The organism is Halobellus sp., assembly GCF_042218505.1.
In the GTDB taxonomy this organism is placed as follows: domain Archaea; phylum Halobacteriota; class Halobacteria; order Halobacteriales; family Haloferacaceae; genus Haloquadratum.
The window spans coordinates 1-20,599 of record NZ_JBDGQZ010000044.1 but is presented as its reverse complement, the minus strand read 5'-3'; the positions used below and the strand labels follow the sequence as shown (position 1 = coordinate 20,599).

Genomic DNA, 20,599 nt, shown 5'->3' with positions numbered 1-20,599 from the left:
GAACGTCCGTTCTGTCCTTCGTCCGGGAGATGAGCGGTCCGAAAGCCACTTACTCGATTACACGCGACTGAGACGCAATGGCACGTGAGACCTGGGCGACGCGTGTGGGCTTCATCCTCGCCGCCGCGGGCTCTGCGGTCGGTCTCGGGAACATCTGGCGATTCCCGTGGGTGACCGCGGAGAACGGCGGCAGTGCGTTTCTCGCCGTGTATCTCGGTATCGTACTCCTTGTCGGCGTTCCCGGTCTGCTCGCCGAGTTCGTGATCGGACGCCGCAGCAACCAGAGCCCCGTCGGGGCGCTTCGGGCCCTCTCGGGGTCCCGGATCTGGGGTCTGTGGGGCGTCTTCTACGTCGGTACGGCTGTCGCGTTGATCTCCTTCTACAGCGTCGTCGGCGGGTGGATTCTCCGGTACTTCGGCGAGAGCGCGCTGGGACTCGTCGGCGCGCGACCGGCGTACTTCGCTGCGCCGGGCCGGTACTTCGGTGGCGTCGCGGCCGGCCTCGACGCCCTGGGGTTCCACCTGCTCTTTTTAGCCCTCACCGCGCTCGTCGTCTTCGGCGGCGTCCGCCGCGGGATCGAACTCGGGACGAAGGTGATGATGCCGGCCGTCCTCGTGCTTCTGATCGGCCTCGCCGTCTGGGCGGGCGCACGGTCGGGCGCGGCTGAGGCCTACGCGTTCTACCTCAGTTTCGACATCGACACGATCCGGGCGAACGTCTTCGACGTTCTCGGGCCAGCCGCCGGGCAGGCGCTCTTTACGCTCTCGCTCGGCGCGGGGACGATGATCACCTACGCCTCGTACATCGACGAGGACCGTTCGCTTCCCTTCGATGCGACGGTGATCGCGATTCTCAATACGCTGGTCGGCGTTCTCGCGGGACTCGTCGTGTTCCCGCTGCTGTTCTCGCTCGGCGTCGACCCGACACAGACGGCGCCCGGCCCCGGTGCGCTGTTCGTCGGACTCGCGGGCGCGTTCGCCCAACTCCCCGGCGGCGCGCTGATCGCGACGACGTTCTTCGGCGTCGTAGTGCTCGCGGCACTCTCCTCGTCGATCAGTATGCTCGAAATTCCCGTTTCCTTTCTCGTCGATGAGTACAGCCTCGCCCGCCGGCGCGCCGTGGCGCTCGTCACGCTCGGCGTCGTCGTCACCGGCGGACTCTGCGCGATCAACCCAACTCTCTGGGGCACGACGGTGTTCGGCTTCGTCGCCGGGTCACTCGTGGACGCGCTTCTCACGGCCGGCCTCGCGGCGGTGCTGCTCTTCGTCGGGTGGGTGATGGGTACCGACGCCCTCGCAGAACTTCGCGCCGGCGGCGGCGACCTGAGTGCGGCCATCGCAACGCCGTGGCTCCTCGGTATCGGTGTCGTCCTCCCGGTATTCCTGGTCTTCACGCTGCTCACGACGTTCGGCGTCAGCGCCAGTCTCGGCTTCTGGCCGACGGTACTCGTCGCCGTCCTCGTGGGCACGGCGGCCGTCGCGGGGCTCAGAACGGAGCGAGCGCTGGTCTGAACCGGGGCGCTCCCGCTCCCGAGGATATCGACCCGCTTACTCCACGTCGTCGAGCGAGATGGTCCGCCGGCGGATCGACCCACACCCCGGACAGACGTGCCGGTATTCGACGACACCGCCCGTCGTGACCGCCTGCCACTCGCCGTCGGCGTCGTCGTAGCCGCACTTCGGGCAGACGAGGTTGTCGTCGCTGTAGCGTGTCCGAAGCCGTTCGAAGGGTGATTGATCTGCGCCCGACATTACACCTGACTAGCACGCCATCACCGTATATAAATTATCACGAACGTTCATCCACCCTACCGCGGGAAGTTTCGACGTTCGACGAACCCCTGTGTATCGGATTGCGGAAACCCTTTTGCCTCCCGTCGGTACGTACGTGACGATGATCGGAGGTGGTCCGACGTGACGATGGAGGACCGAATCGAGGAGCTACGCGAGAAGCGCGAGCGCGCGCTGAAAGGCGGCGGCGAGGAGCGGATCGAGGCCCAACACGCGAAGGGAAAACTGACCGCCCGCGAACGGATCGAGTACTTCCTCGACGACGGGACGTTCAACGAACTCGACCAACTCCGGACGCACCGGAGCCACAACTTCGGGATGGAGGAGACACAACTCCCCGGCGACGGTGTCGTGACGGGCTACGGGGAGGTCAACGGGCGCAAGACGTTCGTCTTCGCCCACGACTTCACCGTCTTCGGCGGCTCTCTCGGCGAAGTGCTCGCAGAGAAGATCACGAAAGTGATGGACACGGCCGTGGAAGTCGGCGCGCCGGTCGTCGGCCTCAACGACTCCGCGGGCGCGCGGATTCAAGAGGGCGTCCAGTCGCTCGCGGGCTTCGGCGAGATATTCCGCCGGAACACCGAGGCGTCCGGCGTCGTCCCGCAGATCTCGGCGATTATGGGCCCCTGCGCCGGCGGCGCGGTCTACTCCCCCGCGCTCACCGATTTCACGTTTATGGTGAAAGACACCAGCCATATGTTCATCACCGGGCCGGACGTGATCAAGACTGTCACCGGCGAGGAAGTCAGTTTCGAGGAACTCGGCGGCGCGGTCACGCACGCTTCGACCTCCGGCGTCGCTCACTTCGCCTGCGACTCCGAGGAGGACGCGCTCGACGACATCCGACAACTGCTCTCGTATCTCCCGCCGAACAACGTCGAGGACCCGCCGCGGGCCGAGCCGTGGGACGACCCCGAGCGCGCCGACGAGTCGCTGAACACCGTCGTTCCCGACGAGCCACGCAAGCCCTACGATATGCACGACGTGATCGGCGGCGTCCTCGACGAGGGCTCGTTCTTCGAGGTCCACGAGGACTTCGCGAAGAACGTCGTCGTCGGGTTCGCTCGACTCGATGGGCACGCCATCGGCGTCGTCGCGAACCAACCTCGCGTCAACGCCGGCACGCTCGACATCGAGGCCTCCGAGAAGGCCTCGCGGTTCGTCCGCACCTGCGACGCGTTCAACGTGCCGATCGTCACCTTCGTCGACGTTCCGGGCTTTCTCCCCGGCACCGACCAGGAGCACAACGGCATCATCCGCCACGGCGCGAAGTTGCTGTACGCCTACTCCGAGGCGACAGTGCCACTTCTCACCGTGATCACGCGAAAGGCCTACGGCGGCGCGTACGACGTGATGGCCTCGAAGCATCTCGGTGCCGACGTCAACTACGCCTGGCCGACCGCCGAGATCGCGGTGATGGGTCCGAAGGGCGCGGTCAACATCCTCTACGGCGACGAACTCGCGGCGGCCGAAGACCCGGATGCGCGGCGCGAGGAACTCATCGAGGAGTACCGCGAGGAGTTTGCGAACCCCTACACCGCCGCCGACCGCGGCTTCATCGACGCCGTGATCGAGCCGCCGGAGACGCGCTCGCGACTCGTTTCGGACCTCGAACTGCTCCATTCGAAGCGCGACTCGCTCCCAGAGAAGAAACACGGAAACCTCCCGATCTGAGCGCCGATGGACGACGCACACGGGGGGTCGCTGTCGATCCCCGACGACGCCACCGACGAGGAGGCCGCCGCCATCGCCGCCGCCATCGCGGCGCACGTGTCCGACGGTGAGCGGGTCGCCGCTGCTGCGGCAGCGGCGGCGGCCACGTCGGAGCCGACGTGGGAGGGCCTAAAGTGGACGTTCGCCGGGCGCGTCGACGTGACAAGCGGGCGCCGCATCCACCGCGTCCCCGACGGTGCGCCCCGTGACGGCTGGCGTGCCGCGGGACGGACAGACCGCTTCTGACGACAGGTCCCGCCGCTGTCGACGCGGGGTCTTCGAGAACAGATCTACAGAGAGGAATTACGCCGAGGCCGAGGATGAAGAGGGATCCGAGCCGCCCTGCTTCCGGGTGATGTAGCCCGCGATCCGATTGCGGACGCCTTTCGATTCGACGTTCGTGAGTTGCGAGACGCTCTCTTTGTTCGTCTCGAAGTCCGTGTTGAACGCCTCGGGATACTTTTCCAACAGGAGCTTCCCGAGCTGCTTGACGTACTTGGGTTTGATCGCCATACCCCTCATTCCGCCAGCGTCGCACTAAAACGATTCGTTCCGGGTCGCAGACGCTGCCGGGCGTGAGCGTCGTCGCGGGGTCACCACAGTCGCAGCGCGCCTTACGGCGAGCGGCCCAGTTGCTCGTCCAGGATGAGTCGCGTTTTGGTGTTTTTCACCTCGTTCAGTTCACGCGCGCGAGTAATGAGGGTATTGACCGACTGCGTGTCGGCGGCGTCGACGACGAGAACGACGTCCTCCTCGCCGGAGACCTGCCAGACGAAGTCGACCTGGTCCCACTCGACCATCTGGTCGGTGATCTCGGTGGTGTCGACGTCGACTTTCACCGAGATCTCGATCATCGCCTTGATGTTTCCCGTGCGCGTGGAGACGGTGAAGCGCTCGATGATCCCGTCGTCCATCAGGCGCTCGACGCGGTTGCGCACGGTCCCCTCGGACGTGCCGACCCGCGAGGCGATCTCCGTGTAGGGGGTCCGGGAGTCTCGGCGAAGAATATCCAGGATCTGTCGGTCGAGGTCGTCCATACGAAGCCAACGAATCGGGATGGCTTACCGATTACGAATTTCGTAACTCAACTACGAAAGCAACACTTATACCCCCAGATGACATCCATTTCTCGTAATGTCGGACGCCTATCTGGCCCTGGAAGACGGCCGCGTGATCGAGGCTCGCGGTCGTGCTCCAGGACGGACCCGCGGCGAATTAGTGTTCACGACTGCGTACACGGGCTACGAGGAGAGCCTGACGGACCCCTCTTACGAGGAGCAGGTCCTGACGTTCTCCTACCCGCTCATCGGTAACTACGGCGTCCGTGAGGACCGATTCGAGTCCGATCGCGTCCACCCGCGTGCGGCAATCGCTCACGAGTTCACCGAGGACGTCGCCGAGTGGCTCGAATCGGAGAACGTCCCCGCGATCGACCACATCGACAGCCGCGAACTCGTCACCTCCATCCGGGAGGAGGGTGCGATGAAATGCGGTCTCGCGGTCGGCGACGACGTCACTCCCGCGGATGCGCGGGCCGAACTCGAACAGTGCAAAGGGATGAGCGAGCACGTCGACATCGGCAAGCGCGTCACCACCGTCGAGCATACCACCTACGGCGACGGCGGAAACGTCGACGTCGCGCTCATCGACTGTGGCGCGAAGATGTCGATCGTCGAATCGCTCGTCGAGCGCGACGCCGCTGTCCACGTGCTTCCGTACGATACCACGCCCGGAGAACTCGCCGGTCTCGACCCCGAACTGCTCTTCATCTCCAACGGCCCCGGCGACCCGGCGAACTTCGAGGCCGCCGAGACGCTCGTCGGGGAGTACGCCGGCGAGATTCCGATCGCCGGGATCTGTCTCGGGCAGCAGGTCGTCGCTCGCGCGCTCGGCGGCACCACCGAGAAGATGGACTTCGGCCACCGCGGCGTCAACCAGCCCGTCCGCGACCTCGAGTCCGGACAGGTCGTTATGACCACCCAGAACCACGGCTACACTGTCGGCGAACCCGGCGACGAACTGCACGTGAAACAGGTGAACGTCAACGACGGGACCGCCGAGGGACTCGCTAACGAGGAACTCGACGTCATCACCCGTCAGTACCACCCCGAGGCTCACCCCGGTCCCCACGACTCACTCGGCTTCTTCGACAAGGTGCTCTCGATGACCGATACGAGCGCGCACGCCGTCGCCGACGACTGACCCCGCTTTCCAACACACTGCGTTCTGTTGTTCGACGCCCGGCAGTCCGACCACTTGGTTGAATCGCCTGCGGAGACCCACGGATTTATGACGAAACGCACGGTGAACGCATCTATGAGCCAACCGGAGATCGTCCAGAACGACCTCGCCGACGAGGACGTCGCCGCTCGGGTCGACCTCGGCGGCGAGGACGAACTGTACGTGACGCCCACGCGGACGCTGCTTTACCGTGCTGAGGGGCTGCTCTCCGACGAGTCCGTCGAGGAGTACCCGCACGGTGCCGAGCGAATCACGGTTTCTGAGGGCCGACGCAAGGCGAAGGTGACCCTGGATTACGGTCTCGACGGTGAGGAGACGATATCGTTGCCCGCCAAGCGACTCGACCGCGCCCTCCCGCCGATCGTCGAGGGAGTCCTGCACGCGAACGACATTCTCGACGAGGACGAGCAGTTAGAGCGACTGTTCCGGTTCAGCGAACTCACTATCGTCATCGCCGGCCGACGGGTCGTCCGCCACATCGGGGCGAACCTCTGGGACGAGGATTTCGAGACGTACCACTACGAGGACGTGAGTGACCTGACGTTCGAGGACGGCAGCGTCGCCACTTCGGTCGTCCTGACGGTCAACGGGCGACAGGAACGCTTCAAGGCCCCAAAAGAGGACGCTCGCGCGGTCCGCGCAGCCCTGGAGACGACCTTACTGTCGTACTGGGACGTCGACTCGGTTGCCGAACTCCGGACCGTGGTCGAATCCGAGGACGACGAGGAGACCGACGCCGACCCACCGGAGGCCGACAACGTCTCGTTCGGGGACGGGCCGGACCCGCTGATGGCCGATCCGACCGAGCCGGAAGAACTGCCCGAGAACGCGACCCGACAGCGCGAAGCTACAGAGGCCGAACGCGGCGAGCGGTCGTCCGTGGACACCGCGAACACGTCGGCGGCCGCAGAGTCGGCAGATCAGATCGGCCAGCAGGTCGAGGCATCGACCGCTGACCGATCGGACGCGACCGCGGATCCACCGCTGGGGGAGTCACCCTCCTCGGATACGGATGCGAGTGCGGCCGAGTCAGCGTCCGAATCTCAGTCGAGCACCGGAGGCGAGTCGTGGGCGGAGTCGGCCGAACCGCAGTCAGCCTCGGACGTCGGAGATGGACAGTCTCCGGCGACGGAGCAGGGGTCTGCGCCCTCGGGTCGGCCCGAGGAGTCCACGTCGTCGGCCGACGAGTTCAGCTTCGAGGGCTCGGGTTTCGAGTCCGCCGCACCGGCGGTCGACGAGCAAGTCCGCGAGGAACTCTCGGAACTCAGAGCCGTCGTCGAGCAGCAGAACGAGGAACTCCGCGCACAGCGCGAACTCGTCGAGCAACTCATCGAGGAACTCCGGCGCGGCCGCTAGCGGTCACTCGCGGCCGAGCACCGCCCGCACGCACGACGGTCCGAACGGTCCGAGCTCTCCTGTCGCGAAGCGCACGAAGTGTCCAGTCGAGAGACTCGCCCCGCAGCGACGGCATTCGTAGTCGCCCTCGCGCTCGATCACCTCCTCTTCGATTCGGACTGCGGTCCCGCGGCGACGCGTCTGCAGGCGCCCCTCAGCGCGCTCGATGATGCCCCGCAGTTCAGCGGTGTCGAGAATCTCCCGGGTGAGCGCGGGGTTCGTCGTCACGGTCTCGATGCGGTCGACGACGTCCGCCAGCGAGAGCGAGTCGCGCTCGATATGTGCGAGAAGTTCGACGCCGAGTTCGACGCGCTCGTCGCGGCCGAGGTCTGCGACGGGTGTCGTCTCGACAGCGTCCCCACTGTTTGCCTCGTCTCCGCCGTGGTCCTTGGAGTCTTCTGTCTCTGGATCCACCTCGGCGTTTGCGTTGTTTGCCCCTTCAGCGCCCGCGTCGTTCGCGTTGTCTGCCTCGAACGCGCCGAGGTCGATCTGGTCCTCCTCGTCAGCCACGACAGCAGATCGATCGGCGCGAGCAAAATACTTGTAGGGTCGCGACCTGCGAAATAGCCCCTCTGCCGAACGGACGGGCTACGCTAGCCAATGCGTACAGTCGACACCCGATTTCCCGCCCCCGTATCGACGTGTCGAGCAACCGCAAACCGACACGGGGCACCTCTCAGCGCACGTGCGCTCTGGCCGCGGCTCCGTATATGAACGTTCGTCCGAAGCAGTCACGAACTGTTATGTCGCCCGAGCGGCGAACCGGAACCGATGGACCGTTCTCGATTGCGCGCCCGCAGCGTCGCAGGTGCAGTGCTCGCGGTCGTCGCCGTGGGCGCGGTCGTCGTCTCCCCGGACGCCGTCTTCGCTCGGGCGTCGTGGCTGGCGGCCGATCCCGTCCGACTCGTCGCTGCGGCAATCGTCCTCGCGGCGATCCGCCCGCTCGTCGCCTGGCCGACGACGCTGCTAGCCGTCCTTCTCGGCTATGGGCTCGGCGTCTGGGGGTTCCCGCTCGCGCTGGCGCTCGTCACGCTGACGAGCGTGCCGCCGTTTCTCCTGGCCCGTCGGTACGGCCGGATCGGAGCCGTCGCCGCCGCCGGCGAAGCGTTCGTCGAGCGAACGGGCGACGTCCGGAGCGTGATCGCCAGCCGACTCGTCCCCGCGCCCTCCGACATCGTCTCCGTCGCTGCCGGGGTCGCCGGCGTTTCGCTCCCGGCGTTTCTGGTCGGCACCGCAATCGGTGAGATTCCGTGGGTGTTTCTCGGAATTCTGGCTGGCGCATCCGCCGAGCGCGTCACGGCTGCCGCTATCGCCGGTGCGTTCGACCTTCGCGTCGTCGCTGTCGTTGGCCTTGCCGCCCTCGCACTGCTTGCACCGACCGCCTACGGCTGGTACGCCGAGCGACACCGTGCGGGCGGTGGCCCCGCGCCCGACGGGGAGTAACGGCCGTGTGCCGGAACGCTCCCGACGCCGTCGCCGTCATCTGACTTGCGAAGGTTTAAGAACGTCATCGAACTACTGAGGAGTGAGCCCGGGTGGCTTAGCTGGACATAGCGCCGCACTCATAGGGTTTCCTGAGATTCGGTGCGGACCGCCTTGGAAGCCTCCGCCCGTTCCCCACGGGGCCCGCCGAGCCTCGGACCTGGGATATGCGGAGATCGTGGGTTCGGAGCCCACCCCGGGCACTTCTCTCAGCACACGTTCTCCTAACTCGGGAGTCACATCGCCTCGAAAAGATCGAACCACCTCCGACAGCAGAGACGGAAGGCACCGCTGGGAGCTAGGGGCGCGACGCTTCTCTTGAAAACGCCCGCCCGAGCGGTCAGCGTGTCGACGCCACCGATGGATTCTGGTGGCTGCTGCGCATCGGTCCGTCGTGGCCCGCTCGAGCCGGTCCCAGTTTGTGATATATGACTCGGCCCTGATCATCGTCGGCTTCGCCATCGCCGCGCAGGTGTCGGCTCCGGACGTCTACACTCAGATCGTCGTGACGCTGGTGCTACTCGTGGTCACCCCCCCGCTCTCGTACTGGCTGGCGTACAGACGCGACTGATCGATACGTGGCGTCTTCACCATCACTCCGCACGAGCAGAAACTCTGATTGCTGCCGCCGAAATCCTGTCACGGTATCGTCTGAACGTTAGCGTTCGCTACCAGTGGGCACGTCGGGGGCTGCATCAGGATCCGATTATCCGACATCCCCCGAAGTCAACGCACCTGGCTGTCTCCGACTCGTGATCGGCCGCGAATTCAGTCGCGTTCGGGAACGCGCGTCGCAGTCGCGATCGGCTCGCTGTCAGATTCGTCGTCCGACTCACTCTCCGTGGGCGGAACTCGACTCGTCGTTGCGATCGGCGCTGTCTCGAACTCGTCACTGGTTTCGGTCATTGCAACTACTACTTGGTTGACGGGACGTATAAGACTTTAGTCGAATGAATGTTTATGACGCTATTTAGTTTCCATATGATTGATTTTATTCTGATATACGATAGATAATCAATGAACGGTAGGGGTACTCCCTATCGCACTAGGGAAACAGCACCGTCCTGGCGACTAACGGGACTGTGATCCGAACAGACTGAACGACGCCTGCTGCAGGCCGCGTGGAACCGAAGACGTACTCACCGAGTGGGGTTATAGTAGCGTCTGCAAGTCTTCGCTCACTCGATCGCCCGACCGCGTGCGATCGGCTGTGCAATCAGTTGTAAACGCTACTATCTTATCTCGACTTCCTGCGGTTCCGTTCCTCTGCGTCGCAGAAACGCTCACGCGGACTCGCTTCCGCGGGTGTGGCCGAGCGGTTGCAGAAAACGTAGTACGCGCTCTCCGAGTGGGGAAAACAGCGAATGGTACTGACAGAGGCGACGGGGCTGCTGTGTGTACTGATCGGCGGCTACGCACTGGCTCGTCCGTTGTCGATTCGCAGCTACCCGCGTGCCGACGAGTGGAAGGCAGACCCCGAACAGGCTACCCAGGAACAGCGTGCGTCCGCCGCAATGACGGCGTTCTTTGCGATACTCGGTGGCCTCACGCTCATCGTTCTGGGAGTACTCGGATTCGGCCCCTGAATCCGTCCCGACGAGTATCTTCGATTGCGGGTGTAAGAACCCCCTGCCGGGACGCTTGGAGCTGTTTTCGACACAGACCCCTTCGTATCGAAGCTCGCAGACGACCGCGCGGCCTCGGCCTCGATGGCTGGCAGCCAGCTTTGGCCCCGTCACTGGACGCCTGACGACCCTTACTCCGCGTCGATTGCCTCTGTCGAGCCCTCCTCTGTGGGGGGATGGAATTCGACCGTGTGATCGGTGTGTCGCGCGTGGGTCTTCGCCCAGCGACGGGCGGGTCGTTCCTCCAGATACTGATCGCCGTCCGGACACTCGCGACAGTCGACGATCCAGGGAGTCACGTCGTCGGGGAAATGACCGGTATGGCGTTCGTGATCAAGCGCGAACTGTTCGACCGCCCGGTTGCCGGCGTACAGTTCCTCGAACTCGAAGTCGAGGTCCCACTCGCGATTACATCGTGAGCACGAGACCGTGGGGGCACCGCTCTCGGGGGGCTCTCTGCTTGGTTCGTCAGCCATACCCTCGCTTTTCACGCCGAACCCTTCTGTTCTGTCCTTTCTTCCGATAGTGAGGCCGTTCGCGACGCCCACCTCACATTCCCGCGACGAACAGCCACCCGAATCGCTCACCGCGGTCGCAGCGTCGACACCCGGGCGTTCTCCTTGAGACGAAGGCCCGCGCCACCGACGGTCAGTGGGACCCGTGGGAGTTCCGCGATCCGGAGTGTCGGGTGCGATCCGCCACGTTCGAGGATCTCGCTCCGCGTCTGGAGCACCGCCGGCCCGGTCAACGATTCGTTGTACTCGAGGAGGTACGTCCCCGCTTCGAGGTGCCACCACTGGTAGTCGTCGCCTTCGTCGCGCCAGATGCGACTGTGAGGAACGAGGTCAGCGTCGGTGAGTTCACCGCCCCCGAAGTCCACCCGACCAGGGCCGTGTACTTCGTAGATTTCGCTCACGGTGAGATCGACGCCGTCGTCGTGGACCTGCGTGGGTTCGTGAACGATGTCGTCGACTGCGTCGGCGAGGTCGGACATATCTCCGAGTGCGGTCGCCAGCGACAAAAACGTCAGCGCTCGGACCGAACTCTCCCGATCAGATCTCGTGTACGGGTCGGCAGAGGGCGTCAGTGATGACGAGGGTAATCGCGGTCTGCCGCGCCTGTGCCGCGTCAGTCGTCAGCCACTACCGACGAATCGCGTCCAGCGACGACCCCTTCGTCGGTGGCGCGTGCGGCGATGTGGGGCTGGAACACCCACGCCGCCAGGAGGACGATCGGAATCATCGAGACGGCCACGATCGAGTAGCCAATATGAAGATTCGCTAGGAACGGCGCGGTGTACACGAGCGGGTAGGCGATCCCTCCAATGGTGCCGACGCCGCCGACGACGCCGGCGACCGCTCCGGAACTGTTGGGGAACATCGCCGGGACCTGTGCGAAGATCGCCCCCTCTGCGAACGCACAGCCCATTCCGACGAGGAAGCCTGTAGCGACAGCCACCAGCACGTGGCCGCTCAATCCGGCGAGTGTCATTCCGAACATCGTCACGACGACGAAGCACAGCGCCAGGAACGTCCACTGTTCGCGGTACCGACCGTGGAAGACCGGGAGGATGTTCCGCTCGGTTCGAGCCAGCAGGTCGCTTACGTAGCCGCCGATCGGTCGCAAGAGGCCGGCGGCGACCGAGAACGTCGCCGCGAACGTCGAAGCGAGCACGAGATTCTGGGTGTTGAATCCCTCGCGGTAGTACGTGGCTAACCACCCGTTCATCGACAGTTCGAGGCCGAACGTCATTACGTAGGCCAGGGCGAGGACAATCGTCCCGTACCGCGTGGCGGTGAACACCCACTCACGCAGACCCGCGCCGTCTTTGGTCGCTTGGCGCTTGGCGTCGCTCTTTGCGGCCTCACCGAAGACGTAGTACACCACCGCGAGCAGGATCGCGACGACCCCCGTGTAGAAGAACGCCGCGCGCCAGTTCGTCGTAAACAATGGTCCAGCCCATTCCGTCGAGAATACCCGCGGAAGAATGAGTGCGCCACCCGCCGCGCCGGCGTTCCCGATTCCGGCGTAAATGCCCTCGGCGGTCCCGAGCTCTTCCTCCTCGAACCACTCAGAAACGTGCTGGATACCGATGACGAACGTGATACCTGCTGTCGCGACAATCAGTCGCGTGGTGAAAAAGACGGCGTAGGATTCGGCGACGGCGCTCCACATCGAGAAAACGCCGACATACGCGAGAACGATGGCGAAGACCGTCGGCGCGCCGAACTTATCCGAGAGCCACCCGGTCAGGATGCGCCCGAACGGCGCGAGCCAGATTGCCGCGCTCGCAAGAATGCCGATCTCCGCCAAAGAGAGGCCGAACTCCTCAGCCATCGGGCCAGTGAAGGGGGCAAAGGAGAACCAGATCAGAAACGAGAAATTGAATCCGACCGTCGCGAGTAGCAGCGTCCGGTATTTCGTCATCTCGACCGGACTTTTCATACCCGCTCACCCCCGGCGGAGAGCGGCGGACTGCGTGATTGCCACTGATCGAACCGTTCGTTCGTTGAGTCTGCAGGCCGACTCCGGGCCGCGTGCCGGCCAGTGAGTCCACAACTCGCAGCGCACACTGAACTGCCTGAATTTCTTCCTATCCTGAAATCCATTTCGTTTGAGAGCCATACACCAACAGTTAATAATAGTCTCGATGGGTGAATAACAATTTCTGTACGTTTATACTGTTGATATCGACACAATAGAACTCACAGATGTTGGTTTCTGGGCTATGTAGCAGAAATAATTGTTCTTTGATTCTACGGTGAGTAATAACTCACGTAGTCAGTTCAAAATGCTATTATCGTACATTATATACCTGCAGTGTCTCCAAGGTCGGGACGGACTGTCGAAACCATTCCGCACTGAACATCGCTCTACGGACCGGATCGAACAGCAGACGACAGCCGGTTCTCGGTCACCCTGATACCGAGATCCAGTCGGGATCGCCGCGGGAGGACTCAGGCGCGCGGAGGGCGACGGCACACTGCTTGAGGTTCGGCTCTGCGGAGTCGGGGTCGACCGCCGGCAGCGTCAGTTCGTTGGCGGCCGCATTGTGGATCGGGAGCCAGACCACGCCGGGAGGAACACCGTCGTTCGGGACGACCTCGACGTCGACGCTGGCGCGCCGGGACGCGATGACGGTTCGACCGCGGTCGAATGCGACCAGATGTGTCGCGATGGTCTCGGGGTGCATCCGTGCCGTCGGCCGTCCGTCGTCCTCGCCATCTCGGGTCCGAACGCCCGTGTTGTAGGTGCCGGCCACCCGGCCGGTCGTCAGGACGAGCGGATACTCGTCGGTGCTCGGTTCGGGGACGCGGCTGTGGGTGGCTGTCGAGAACTTCGCCCGGCCGGTGTCGGTAGCGAACGCCCACGCGCCGTCGTCGTAGTACCGGTAGCCCCCCTGTGTGTCGGTGTCTCGTGCGGGCCATCGGACCGCCCGCTCCGACTCCAGACGGCTGTAAGTGATACCTGAAAGGTCCGCGGGCGTCCCCGCGGTCAGCCCTCTGATCTCCTCGAAGACCGACTCCGGGTCCAGCGGTGGCGACGGGAACAGTCCGGGGTGGATCCGGTTTCCGACGGCCGCAATAATGTCGATATCGGGCCGGACCGCCGCGGGCAGATCTGACACCGCCGTGACCCGCGAGACGCACCGCTCCATATTGGTCGTCGTTCCCTCGGATTCGCCCCACGTGGCCGCCGGCAACACCACATCGGCGTACTCGATCGTGTCCGAGCGGAACGCGTCCTGGACGACGACGAACGCGTCGTCGAGCGCCCGTCTGACGTGTCCTGAGTCGGGCATCCCCGCGACGGGGTTCGTTGCGACTGTCCAGCAGATGTCGATGTTGTCTCGGGCGAGTTCGTCGACGATCCGCACGAAGCCCGGACCCGACGATTCCGGGAGGCGGGCCAGCGGCACATCCCACGCGTCGGCGATCTGCTCGCGGTGCCGCAGGTCGGAGAACTCGCGGTGACCGGGCCAGGTTCCCTTCGAGGCGCACACGCGGTTCCCCATCGAATTGGCCTGCCCGGTGAGTGAGAACGGGCCGCTACCGGGACCCATACTGCCGGTCGCCAGGCAGAGATCGATCAGCGCCCGGGCGGTTCCACTCCCTTGGACGCTCTGATTCACCCCCATCCCCCAGTACACCAGCGTCGAGGTATCGAACGCCGCGGCGATCTCGCGGATCCGCTCGACCGGGACGTCTGCGGTCGTGGCCGCCGTCTCGACGTCTGGAAGGGATTCGACGGCTTCCTCGAAGTCGTCGGTGTGGGCGTCGACGAACGCCTCGTCGACACCGTCGTCTTCGATGATCTGTGCGAGTACTGCCCGCGCCAGCGCGAGGTCAGTCCCCGGCTCCGGTCGGACGTGGACGTCGGCATCGGTGGCTGTCTTCGTCGCCACTGGATCGACGACGATCAACTGACTGTCGTCGTCCGCGGCGCTGTTGGCGATCCAGCGATACAGGACGGGGTGTGCGACGGCCGGATTCGCTCCCCAGATGACGTGGCTGTCGGCCCGGGGGACGTCATCGTAAGTCGGCGGGGGCGCGTCGCTACCGAAGGCTCCGTAGTAGGCGGTGACGGCCGAGGCCATACACAGTGTCGTGTTCGCGTCGTAGTACTGCGTCCCAAACCCACCGCGAGCGACCTTCCCCAGCGCGTAGGCGGATTCGTTGGTCTGCTGGCCGCTCCCCAACACCGCGACGTTGTCAGGGCTCTCTCGAAGCGCCTCGATGAGCCGAGTAGTCACGACGCCGAGGGCGGTGTCCCAATCGGTCGGTTGAAGCGCACCGCCGCGGCGGATCAGAGGCTCAGTCAGGCGTTCGGCATCCGGATCGACCGTTTCGCGGACGCCCCGTTGGCACTTGAGTCCGCCGTTCGTCGGATGATCCGGATCACCGCAGACGTCGGTGACGCCAACCGCATCGCCGTCGCTCGACTGGAGATAGCCACACCCGACCGCACACCGCATACAGGTGGTCGGCTTCTGCTTCGTCATCGCACAGCGGGAGTCGATAGTCGTCGGGACTGGTCATCTAAAGATGCAATATATTCACTCATAGTTCGTCTGTGTCCTCACACATAGTATTATATTCGCGATGCATAACCGTTTTTGTAATTGTAGGCCGTTTCATTTGCTGATTCGCGATAACATATACGACGTCTCAGTCGTCGTCCGAGGGGGCGACATCGTCGGCTGACACGACGTCCTCAGATGGGGTCATCCCCTGCTGCGTTAGCGGATTCGTCGGATCCGGCGCGCGGACGTCGACCGCGCACTGCTTGAAATTCGGTTCATCGGACTCGGGGTCGACGACGGGCAGTGTGAGCGCGTTGACCGCAGGATGGTGGATCGGGAGCCAGATCGTCCCCCGCGGGACGCCGTCGTCCGGCTGAACCGATACGGTGACCGAGGCGCGACGCGACGCCACGACCGTGTGACCCCGATCCAGTGCCTCGGTACGCTCCAGTGTGGTCTCGGGATGGATCCGCGCAGTCGGCGGATCGTCGGTCCCGTCGCCCCGAGTCCGCACGCCGGTGTTGTACACATCGGGCTCTCGTCCCGTGGTCAGCGTCAGCGGATACTCCTCGTCTATCGGCTCTGCGAGTCCCCCGTGCATCGCTGTCGAGAATTTCGCTCGGCCGGTTTCGGTGGCGAACGTCCATCCGTCGCCGTCGTCGTATCGGTACCCGCCCTGTGTGTCGGCATCGGGCGCGGGCCACCGAACTGCCAGTTCGGTTTCCAGGCGGTCGTAGGTGATCCCCGAGAGATCCGCAGGTGTTCCTGCCGTCAACGCCCTGATCTCCTCGAAGACCGACTCCGGATTCAGCGGCGGTCGCTCGAACAGTTCGGGCGCGAGTCGGTGCCCGACGGCCGCGATGACGTCGATATCCTGCCTGATCTGTGGCGGGACTTCCGTGGCGGATCGGACCCGGGAGACGGTCCGTTCCATATTCGTGACCGTTCCCTCGGATTCGCCCCACGTAGCCGCCGGTAACACTACGTCGGCGAGTTCAGCCGTCTCCGTCCGAAAAGCGTCCTGGACGACGACGAACGCGTCGTCGAGTGCCTCACGGACGCCCCCGGCATCAGGCATCCCCGCGACCGGATTCGTTGCGACCGTCCAGCACGCCTCGACGTCGTCGTCAGCGATCGCATCGACGATGCCGACGGGACCCGGCCCAGGATCGTCCGGGAGGCGCTCTACCGGGACGCCCCACGCGTCGGCGACCGTCTCCCGGTGGACCGAATCGGTAAACGACCGGTGGCCGGGCCAGGTCCCCTTCGAGGAGCAGACCCGCGTCCCCATCGAGTTGGCCTGCCCGGTGAGCGAGAAGGGGCCACTGCCGGGGCCCATATTGCCGGTCGCCAAACAGAGGTCGATCAGTGCCCGTGCTGTGCCGGTCCCCTGGACACTCTGGTTCACCCCCATCCCCCAGTACACCAGCGTCGAGGCGTCGAGCGCCGCTGCAACCCGCTCGACGGCTTCTATGGAAACGCCGGCGACGTCGGCGGCCTCTGCCGCGGTCGGCAGCACCTCTCGAAGTGCGTCGAACCCATCGGTGTGGGCACCGACGAACGCCTCGTCGACACCGTCGGTCTCGATCACTTCGGCGAGCACGGCGCGGGCGAACGCAAGGTCGGTCCCAGGTTCGAGTTGAACGTGATAGTCGGCGTCGTCGACAGTCCGACTCTCCACCGGGTCGACGACGAGCAGTTCGCTATCGTCGTCGCCGGCGCTGTCAATGATCCAGCGGTACAGGACGGGGTGTGCGACGGCCGGATTCGCACCCCAGATCAGATGCGTCGTCGCCTTGGGGACATCGTCGTAGGTCGGCGGCGGTGCGTCGCTACCGAACGCCCCGTAGTAGGCGGTGACTGCCGAGGCCATACACAGTGTCGTGTTTGCGTCGTAGTTCCGGGTCCCGAATCCGCCACGGGCGAGTTTCCCTAACGCGTACGCGGCTTCGTTCGTCTGCTGACCACTCCCCAGTACGGCGACGCCGTCGCTAGTTCTGTTGAGTGCCTCGGAAAACCGGCTGGTGACCACGTCGAGGGCGGTGTCCCAGGTCGTCGCGACGAGTTCACCCCCGTCTCGAATTAGCGGGCGCGTCAGCCACTCGCCGTCCGGATCGGCCGTCTCGCGGACGCCCCGCTGACACGCGAGCCCTCGGTTCACTGGATGGTTCGCATCGCCGCGGACGGTATCGAGACCGTATCCCTCATCCACGCCCTGCTGGAGATGGCCGCAGCCGACTGCACACCGCATACACGTCGTCGACGTCCACTCGCTCATCGCTCGCTCCGCCCGACGCCTCGACAGGCCCCGGCCGCCGGGAGATCCACATCGATTGCGCCTCTCGATCCGTCATTCAAAACGTGCCTGTCTTCTCCCATCGTTTGATTGTATAGCACAACGTTCAGCATAACAACATCATAACGGTTTCGATACGGCAACAATTCCGCAATTTCGCCGGTAAAATGAACATACGTGTATACACGCATCCGGGCGGGACGACGGCCGGTCTCGGTTGGAAATTTCCAAACGGTGGATTGCTCTGGGCCTGTGGTTCCTATTAAAAAATTCGGTCCAATGACAGAGAAATAAAGTCGGTTCTCGGGACGGGGTCACCGTCCGTCTCGTTTCACACCAAAATTTCCGTATTTTTTAAATGCGTACTATTTTGTTTCTGTGAGTCGCTCTTAACTTTCGAGAACAATGCAATTAGGCACTATATTAGAGAATAGTTGTCGGATAATCGTACCTGGTGGTCGCTGATGGCGAACAAGAAAGAGGAGTGGAAGGCGGGGATGTACGGTGACGAGGTCCGGGCGAAGATTATCGAGTTCGCCGAACAGGGTTGGAAATCTATTCCGGCGGACGAACGCGAGAAGTGGTTCTCCCGATTCAAGTTCTGGGGCGTGTTCCACCAGCGTTCGGGACAGGAGAGCTATTTTATGATGCGGTTGGCGAACACGAACGGCGTTCTCGAACCCGGACAGTTGCGCGCAATTGGCGAAGTCGCCCGCGAGTACGCCGCCGGCCCAGCGACGAACCCCGAGTTCGGGAACACCTGGATCGACTTCACGACGCGGCAGTCGATTCAACTCCACTGGCTCAAACTCGAGGATGTCCCCGAAATCTGGGAGAAACTGGAGGCAGTCGGCGTCACGTCCCGTTCAGCCGGCGGCGACACGATGCGGAACATCTCGGGATGTCCGGTCGCCGGCCGCGACAAGCACGAGTTCGTTGACGCCCAGCCGGTTTTAGACGAGATTTCCGAGAAACTCCGTGACGACGACGATCTCGCAAATATGCCGCGGAAGTTCAACATCAGCGTGACCGGCTGTCGTGAGGGCTGCGCGCAGGATTCGATCAACGGGATCGGGCTCGAACCCGCCGGGAAATCCTCGACGAACAACCAGACGGTGTCCGACGACGGCGAGTCGGTCTGCGGTTTCAACGTCCGTGTCGGCGGCGGCCTCGGGGGTCGTGAACCCCGGCGGGCGCGCAGCCTCGACATTTTCGTCGAACCCGACCGAGCCTACGACGTCGTCCGCGGCTTCGTCGAGTTGTACTTCGAGCACGGAAACCGCGAGAACCGTCAACAGAACCGGAGCCGATTCTTCGTCGACGAGTGGGGCACAGAGAAGATCCGTGAGTTGCTGCAGGCCGAGTACGTGGACTTCGAGTTGCAACGCGAGGGGCGAAACCTCCGCGAGGAGTACACCTACAATGCCGGCAAGTCGCCCGACGCAGGCAAGCACGACCACGTCGGCGTCCACGAGCAGACCGACGGCCGATACTACGTCGGTCTCTCGGTCCCGATCGGGCGGTTGACGGCCGCGGAGACGATCGAACTGGCAGATCTCGCCGACGAACACGGATCCGGTTCGATCAGGCTCACGCGCCGACAGAACCCCCTCATTATGGACATTCCCGAGGCGGAACTTGACGAACTCTCAGACGCCGAGCTACTGGACACCCACACCCCGGAGCCGAGCGTGTTCACCAGAGGGGCGATGGCCTGCACCGGGACCGAGTTCTGTTCGCTCGCGCTGACGGAGACGAAGGCGCGGATGGCGGCGATGCTCCGGTGGCTCCGTGCAAACGTCGAACTGCCGGACGACGTCGCACAGGTCAAGATGCACTACTCCGGTTGTACGGCCGACTGTGGACAGGCGATGACCGCCGACATCGGCTTCCAGGGAATGCGGGCCCGCAAAGACGGACAGATGGTCGAGGCGCTCGACGTCGGCGTCGGCGGCGGCATCGGCACCGAACCCTCCTTCGTCGAGTGGATCCGCCAGCGTGTGCCCGCTGACGAGGTGCCAGGGCTGCTGCGGAATCTGCTCGAAGCCTTCGCCGCGAACCGCGAGTCCGGCCAGACGTTCCGGCAGTGGGTCGAGGCGACCGGCGAAGAGTCCCTCGTCGAGTTCGCGGAACCGGAAGAGACCGACTACGAGGATCCCTGTCTGTACGACGCAAAGCAGTCTTGGTATCCCTTCGCCGACGGCGAGAGCCCGGCACCCACCGACGCGAGCGGGGAACCGACCTCCGCCGACGACTGACCCCGCTGCGTGTAGAGACGCCGTGGGGCCCGCATCAGTCACGACTCCCGAAATCGTGTCTGACGTGGGATCAGGCGGGACGCCGAGGGGCGACCGATCCACCTATCTGGATCTCCGAGTAACACCGGTGTTACCACCTGATACCGGTGTCTGCGAGTGCTTAAGCGGGTCGCGCCCCAACGCTTGTTTGCCGAATCAGACGCACCCCATATGTCACAGCAGAAAACAGACTACATCGACGAAACCGACATCGACAGCACACTCGACGAACTTCCCGACGACGAGACGATCGAGGAGACCGTCTCGAATCTGGAAGATCACGGCTTCGAGGTCGTCGTCGTCGACTCGGCCGACGAAGCGCTCGAGACGATCCAGTCGCACATCCCCGCAGGCGCGTCCGTTATGAACGGCCACTCGACGACGCTCGAAGAGATCGGCTTTATCGACTATCTCTCCGAGGGCGATCACGAGTGGGAGAGCCTCCCGGACGAGATCTGGAGCATCGACGACGACGCGGAGCGGCAGGCCGCACGCCGGAAATCTCAGACTGCGGATTACTTCCTCGGCGGCATCAACGCCATCGCACAGACCGGCGAACTCGTCGCCGCGGACCTCTCGGGCAGCCGAATCGGCGCGTACCCCTTCGCCGCGGGCAACGTCGTCATCGTCAGCGGCGCAAACAAGATCGTCCCCACGCTCGAGGACGCGCTCGATCGCCTCGAGTCCGTGGCCTATCCCCTGGAGAACGAGCGCGCCCAGGAGGCCTACGGCGTCGA

20 protein-coding genes and 1 tRNA gene are annotated in these 20,599 nt (G+C 64.2%); 11 read left to right on the top strand and 10 right to left on the bottom strand.

Annotated elements, in window-relative coordinates:
- Positions 1-77 precede the first annotated feature (77 nt).
- On the top strand, positions 78-1,511 hold the full coding sequence (locus tag ABEI27_RS11860; RefSeq protein ID WP_375799614.1) for a sodium-dependent transporter: 1,434 nt from the start codon (positions 78-80) through the stop codon (positions 1,509-1,511).
- Between the two features lie 36 nt (positions 1,512-1,547).
- On the opposite strand, the gene ABEI27_RS11855 is transcribed toward ABEI27_RS11860, so the two are convergent.
- The gene (locus tag ABEI27_RS11855; RefSeq protein WP_375799613.1) at positions 1,548-1,751 is read right to left on the bottom strand and encodes an HVO_0649 family zinc finger protein; all 204 of its coding nucleotides are present in this window, start codon (positions 1,749-1,751) and stop codon (positions 1,548-1,550) included.
- A 168-nt stretch (positions 1,752-1,919) separates the two neighbouring features.
- Here ABEI27_RS11855 and ABEI27_RS11850 point away from each other — a divergent pair, with 168 nt between their 5' ends.
- Positions 1,920-3,464, top strand: a complete 1,545-nt coding sequence (locus ABEI27_RS11850) for an acyl-CoA carboxylase subunit beta (protein ID WP_375799612.1) — start codon at positions 1,920-1,922, stop codon at positions 3,462-3,464.
- A 6-nt stretch (positions 3,465-3,470) separates the two neighbouring features.
- The gene (locus ABEI27_RS11845) at positions 3,471-3,749 is read left to right on the top strand and encodes an acc operon protein (protein ID WP_375799611.1); all 279 of its coding nucleotides are present in this window, start codon (positions 3,471-3,473) and stop codon (positions 3,747-3,749) included.
- A 57-nt stretch (positions 3,750-3,806) separates the two neighbouring features.
- On the opposite strand, the gene ABEI27_RS11840 is transcribed toward ABEI27_RS11845, so the two are convergent.
- Positions 3,807-4,016, bottom strand: coding sequence for a 30S ribosomal protein S17e (locus ABEI27_RS11840; protein ID WP_375799610.1), 210 nt, complete (start codon positions 4,014-4,016; stop codon positions 3,807-3,809).
- Positions 4,017-4,117: 101 nt separating this feature from the next.
- Positions 4,118-4,540: an Lrp/AsnC family transcriptional regulator gene (locus ABEI27_RS11835; RefSeq protein WP_375799609.1), complete on the bottom strand. Its 423-nt coding sequence runs from the start codon at positions 4,538-4,540 to the stop codon at positions 4,118-4,120.
- A 97-nt stretch (positions 4,541-4,637) separates the two neighbouring features.
- Here ABEI27_RS11835 and carA point away from each other — a divergent pair, with 97 nt between their 5' ends.
- Both carA and ABEI27_RS11825 read left to right on the top strand, forming a co-directional pair.
- The gene (gene carA / locus ABEI27_RS11830; protein ID WP_375799608.1) at positions 4,638-5,705 is read left to right on the top strand and encodes a glutamine-hydrolyzing carbamoyl-phosphate synthase small subunit; all 1,068 of its coding nucleotides are present in this window, start codon (positions 4,638-4,640) and stop codon (positions 5,703-5,705) included.
- 114 nt (positions 5,706-5,819) lie between these two features.
- Complete coding sequence (locus ABEI27_RS11825; protein WP_375799607.1) at positions 5,820-7,100, top strand: hypothetical protein; 1,281 nt, start codon at positions 5,820-5,822, stop codon at positions 7,098-7,100.
- A 3-nt stretch (positions 7,101-7,103) separates the two neighbouring features.
- Here ABEI27_RS11825 and ABEI27_RS11820 read toward each other — a convergent pair whose 3' ends face one another.
- Positions 7,104-7,553 carry a DUF5830 family protein gene (locus ABEI27_RS11820; protein ID WP_375799632.1) on the bottom strand — a complete coding sequence of 150 codons (450 nt, stop codon included), beginning with the start codon at positions 7,551-7,553 and terminating at the stop codon, positions 7,104-7,106.
- 357 nt (positions 7,554-7,910) lie between these two features.
- Between ABEI27_RS11820 and ABEI27_RS11815 the strand changes: the two genes are divergently transcribed.
- From ABEI27_RS11815 to ABEI27_RS11805, 3 genes are all read left to right on the top strand, one after another.
- The gene (locus ABEI27_RS11815; protein WP_375799606.1) at positions 7,911-8,582 is read left to right on the top strand and encodes a TVP38/TMEM64 family protein; all 672 of its coding nucleotides are present in this window, start codon (positions 7,911-7,913) and stop codon (positions 8,580-8,582) included.
- A gap of 86 nt (positions 8,583-8,668) precedes the next feature.
- Positions 8,669-8,824 (top strand) — tRNA-Met (locus tag ABEI27_RS11810).
- A 218-nt stretch (positions 8,825-9,042) separates the two neighbouring features.
- Positions 9,043-9,192 (top strand): hypothetical protein, encoded by a 150-nt coding sequence (locus tag ABEI27_RS11805; protein ID WP_375799605.1) that lies wholly within the window; start codon positions 9,043-9,045, stop codon positions 9,190-9,192.
- 197 nt (positions 9,193-9,389) lie between these two features.
- Here ABEI27_RS11805 and ABEI27_RS11800 read toward each other — a convergent pair whose 3' ends face one another.
- Positions 9,390-9,527, bottom strand: a complete 138-nt coding sequence (locus ABEI27_RS11800; protein WP_375799604.1) for a hypothetical protein — start codon at positions 9,525-9,527, stop codon at positions 9,390-9,392.
- Positions 9,528-9,985: 458 nt separating this feature from the next.
- On the opposite strand from ABEI27_RS11800, the gene ABEI27_RS11795 reads away from it, so the two are divergent.
- On the top strand, positions 9,986-10,207 hold the full coding sequence (locus ABEI27_RS11795; RefSeq protein ID WP_375799603.1) for a hypothetical protein: 222 nt from the start codon (positions 9,986-9,988) through the stop codon (positions 10,205-10,207).
- A gap of 170 nt (positions 10,208-10,377) precedes the next feature.
- On the opposite strand, the gene ABEI27_RS11790 is transcribed toward ABEI27_RS11795, so the two are convergent.
- From ABEI27_RS11790 to nasA (ABEI27_RS11770), 5 genes are all read right to left on the bottom strand, one after another.
- Positions 10,378-10,722 (bottom strand): hypothetical protein, encoded by a 345-nt coding sequence (locus ABEI27_RS11790; RefSeq protein WP_375799602.1) that lies wholly within the window; start codon positions 10,720-10,722, stop codon positions 10,378-10,380.
- Between the two features lie 107 nt (positions 10,723-10,829).
- Complete coding sequence (locus tag ABEI27_RS11785; protein WP_375799601.1) at positions 10,830-11,240, bottom strand: dCTP deaminase; 411 nt, start codon at positions 11,238-11,240, stop codon at positions 10,830-10,832.
- A gap of 134 nt (positions 11,241-11,374) precedes the next feature.
- Complete coding sequence (locus ABEI27_RS11780) at positions 11,375-12,673, bottom strand: MFS transporter (protein ID WP_375799631.1); 1,299 nt, start codon at positions 12,671-12,673, stop codon at positions 11,375-11,377.
- 487 nt (positions 12,674-13,160) lie between these two features.
- Complete coding sequence (gene nasA, locus ABEI27_RS11775; protein WP_375799600.1) at positions 13,161-15,248, bottom strand: assimilatory nitrate reductase NasA; 2,088 nt, start codon at positions 15,246-15,248, stop codon at positions 13,161-13,163.
- Positions 15,249-15,414: 166 nt separating this feature from the next.
- On the bottom strand, positions 15,415-17,547 hold the full coding sequence (gene nasA / locus ABEI27_RS11770) for an assimilatory nitrate reductase NasA (RefSeq protein ID WP_375799599.1): 2,133 nt from the start codon (positions 17,545-17,547) through the stop codon (positions 15,415-15,417).
- A gap of 482 nt (positions 17,548-18,029) precedes the next feature.
- Here nasA (ABEI27_RS11770) and ABEI27_RS11765 point away from each other — a divergent pair, with 482 nt between their 5' ends.
- Positions 18,030-19,823 carry a nitrite/sulfite reductase gene (locus tag ABEI27_RS11765; RefSeq protein ID WP_375799598.1) on the top strand — a complete coding sequence of 598 codons (1,794 nt, stop codon included), beginning with the start codon at positions 18,030-18,032 and terminating at the stop codon, positions 19,821-19,823.
- 210 nt (positions 19,824-20,033) lie between these two features.
- On the top strand, positions 20,034-20,599 hold a 566-nt coding region (locus ABEI27_RS11760), incomplete at its 3' end, for a lactate utilization protein (protein WP_375799597.1).

What these genes read in the sequence shown, in the direction of transcription:
- ABEI27_RS11860 (WP_375799614.1), top strand. Translation starts at nt 78, where the DNA reads ATGGCACGTGAGACCTGGGCGACGCGTGTGGGCTTCATCCTCGCCGCC.
- ABEI27_RS11855 (WP_375799613.1), bottom strand. Translation starts at nt 1,751, where the DNA reads ATGTCGGGCGCAGATCAATCACCCTTCGAACGGCTTCGGACACGCTAC.
- ABEI27_RS11850 (WP_375799612.1), top strand. Translation starts at nt 1,920, where the DNA reads ATGGAGGACCGAATCGAGGAGCTACGCGAGAAGCGCGAGCGCGCGCTG.
- ABEI27_RS11845 (WP_375799611.1), top strand. Translation starts at nt 3,471, where the DNA reads ATGGACGACGCACACGGGGGGTCGCTGTCGATCCCCGACGACGCCACC.
- ABEI27_RS11840 (WP_375799610.1), bottom strand. Translation starts at nt 4,016, where the DNA reads ATGGCGATCAAACCCAAGTACGTCAAGCAGCTCGGGAAGCTCCTGTTG.
- ABEI27_RS11835 (WP_375799609.1), bottom strand. Translation starts at nt 4,540, where the DNA reads ATGGACGACCTCGACCGACAGATCCTGGATATTCTTCGCCGAGACTCC.
- carA (WP_375799608.1), top strand. Translation starts at nt 4,638, where the DNA reads ATGTCGGACGCCTATCTGGCCCTGGAAGACGGCCGCGTGATCGAGGCT.
- ABEI27_RS11825 (WP_375799607.1), top strand. Translation starts at nt 5,820, where the DNA reads ATGAGCCAACCGGAGATCGTCCAGAACGACCTCGCCGACGAGGACGTC.
- ABEI27_RS11815 (WP_375799606.1), top strand. Translation starts at nt 7,911, where the DNA reads ATGGACCGTTCTCGATTGCGCGCCCGCAGCGTCGCAGGTGCAGTGCTC.
- ABEI27_RS11800 (WP_375799604.1), bottom strand. Translation starts at nt 9,527, where the DNA reads ATGACCGAAACCAGTGACGAGTTCGAGACAGCGCCGATCGCAACGACG.
- ABEI27_RS11795 (WP_375799603.1), top strand. Translation starts at nt 9,986, where the DNA reads ATGGTACTGACAGAGGCGACGGGGCTGCTGTGTGTACTGATCGGCGGC.
- ABEI27_RS11790 (WP_375799602.1), bottom strand. Translation starts at nt 10,722, where the DNA reads ATGGCTGACGAACCAAGCAGAGAGCCCCCCGAGAGCGGTGCCCCCACG.
- ABEI27_RS11785 (WP_375799601.1), bottom strand. Translation starts at nt 11,240, where the DNA reads ATGTCCGACCTCGCCGACGCAGTCGACGACATCGTTCACGAACCCACG.
- ABEI27_RS11780 (WP_375799631.1), bottom strand. Translation starts at nt 12,673, where the DNA reads ATGACGAAATACCGGACGCTGCTACTCGCGACGGTCGGATTCAATTTC.
- nasA (WP_375799600.1), bottom strand. Translation starts at nt 15,248, where the DNA reads ATGACGAAGCAGAAGCCGACCACCTGTATGCGGTGTGCGGTCGGGTGT.
- nasA (WP_375799599.1), bottom strand. Translation starts at nt 17,547, where the DNA reads ATGAGCGAGTGGACGTCGACGACGTGTATGCGGTGTGCAGTCGGCTGC.
- ABEI27_RS11765 (WP_375799598.1), top strand. Translation starts at nt 18,030, where the DNA reads ATGGCGAACAAGAAAGAGGAGTGGAAGGCGGGGATGTACGGTGACGAG.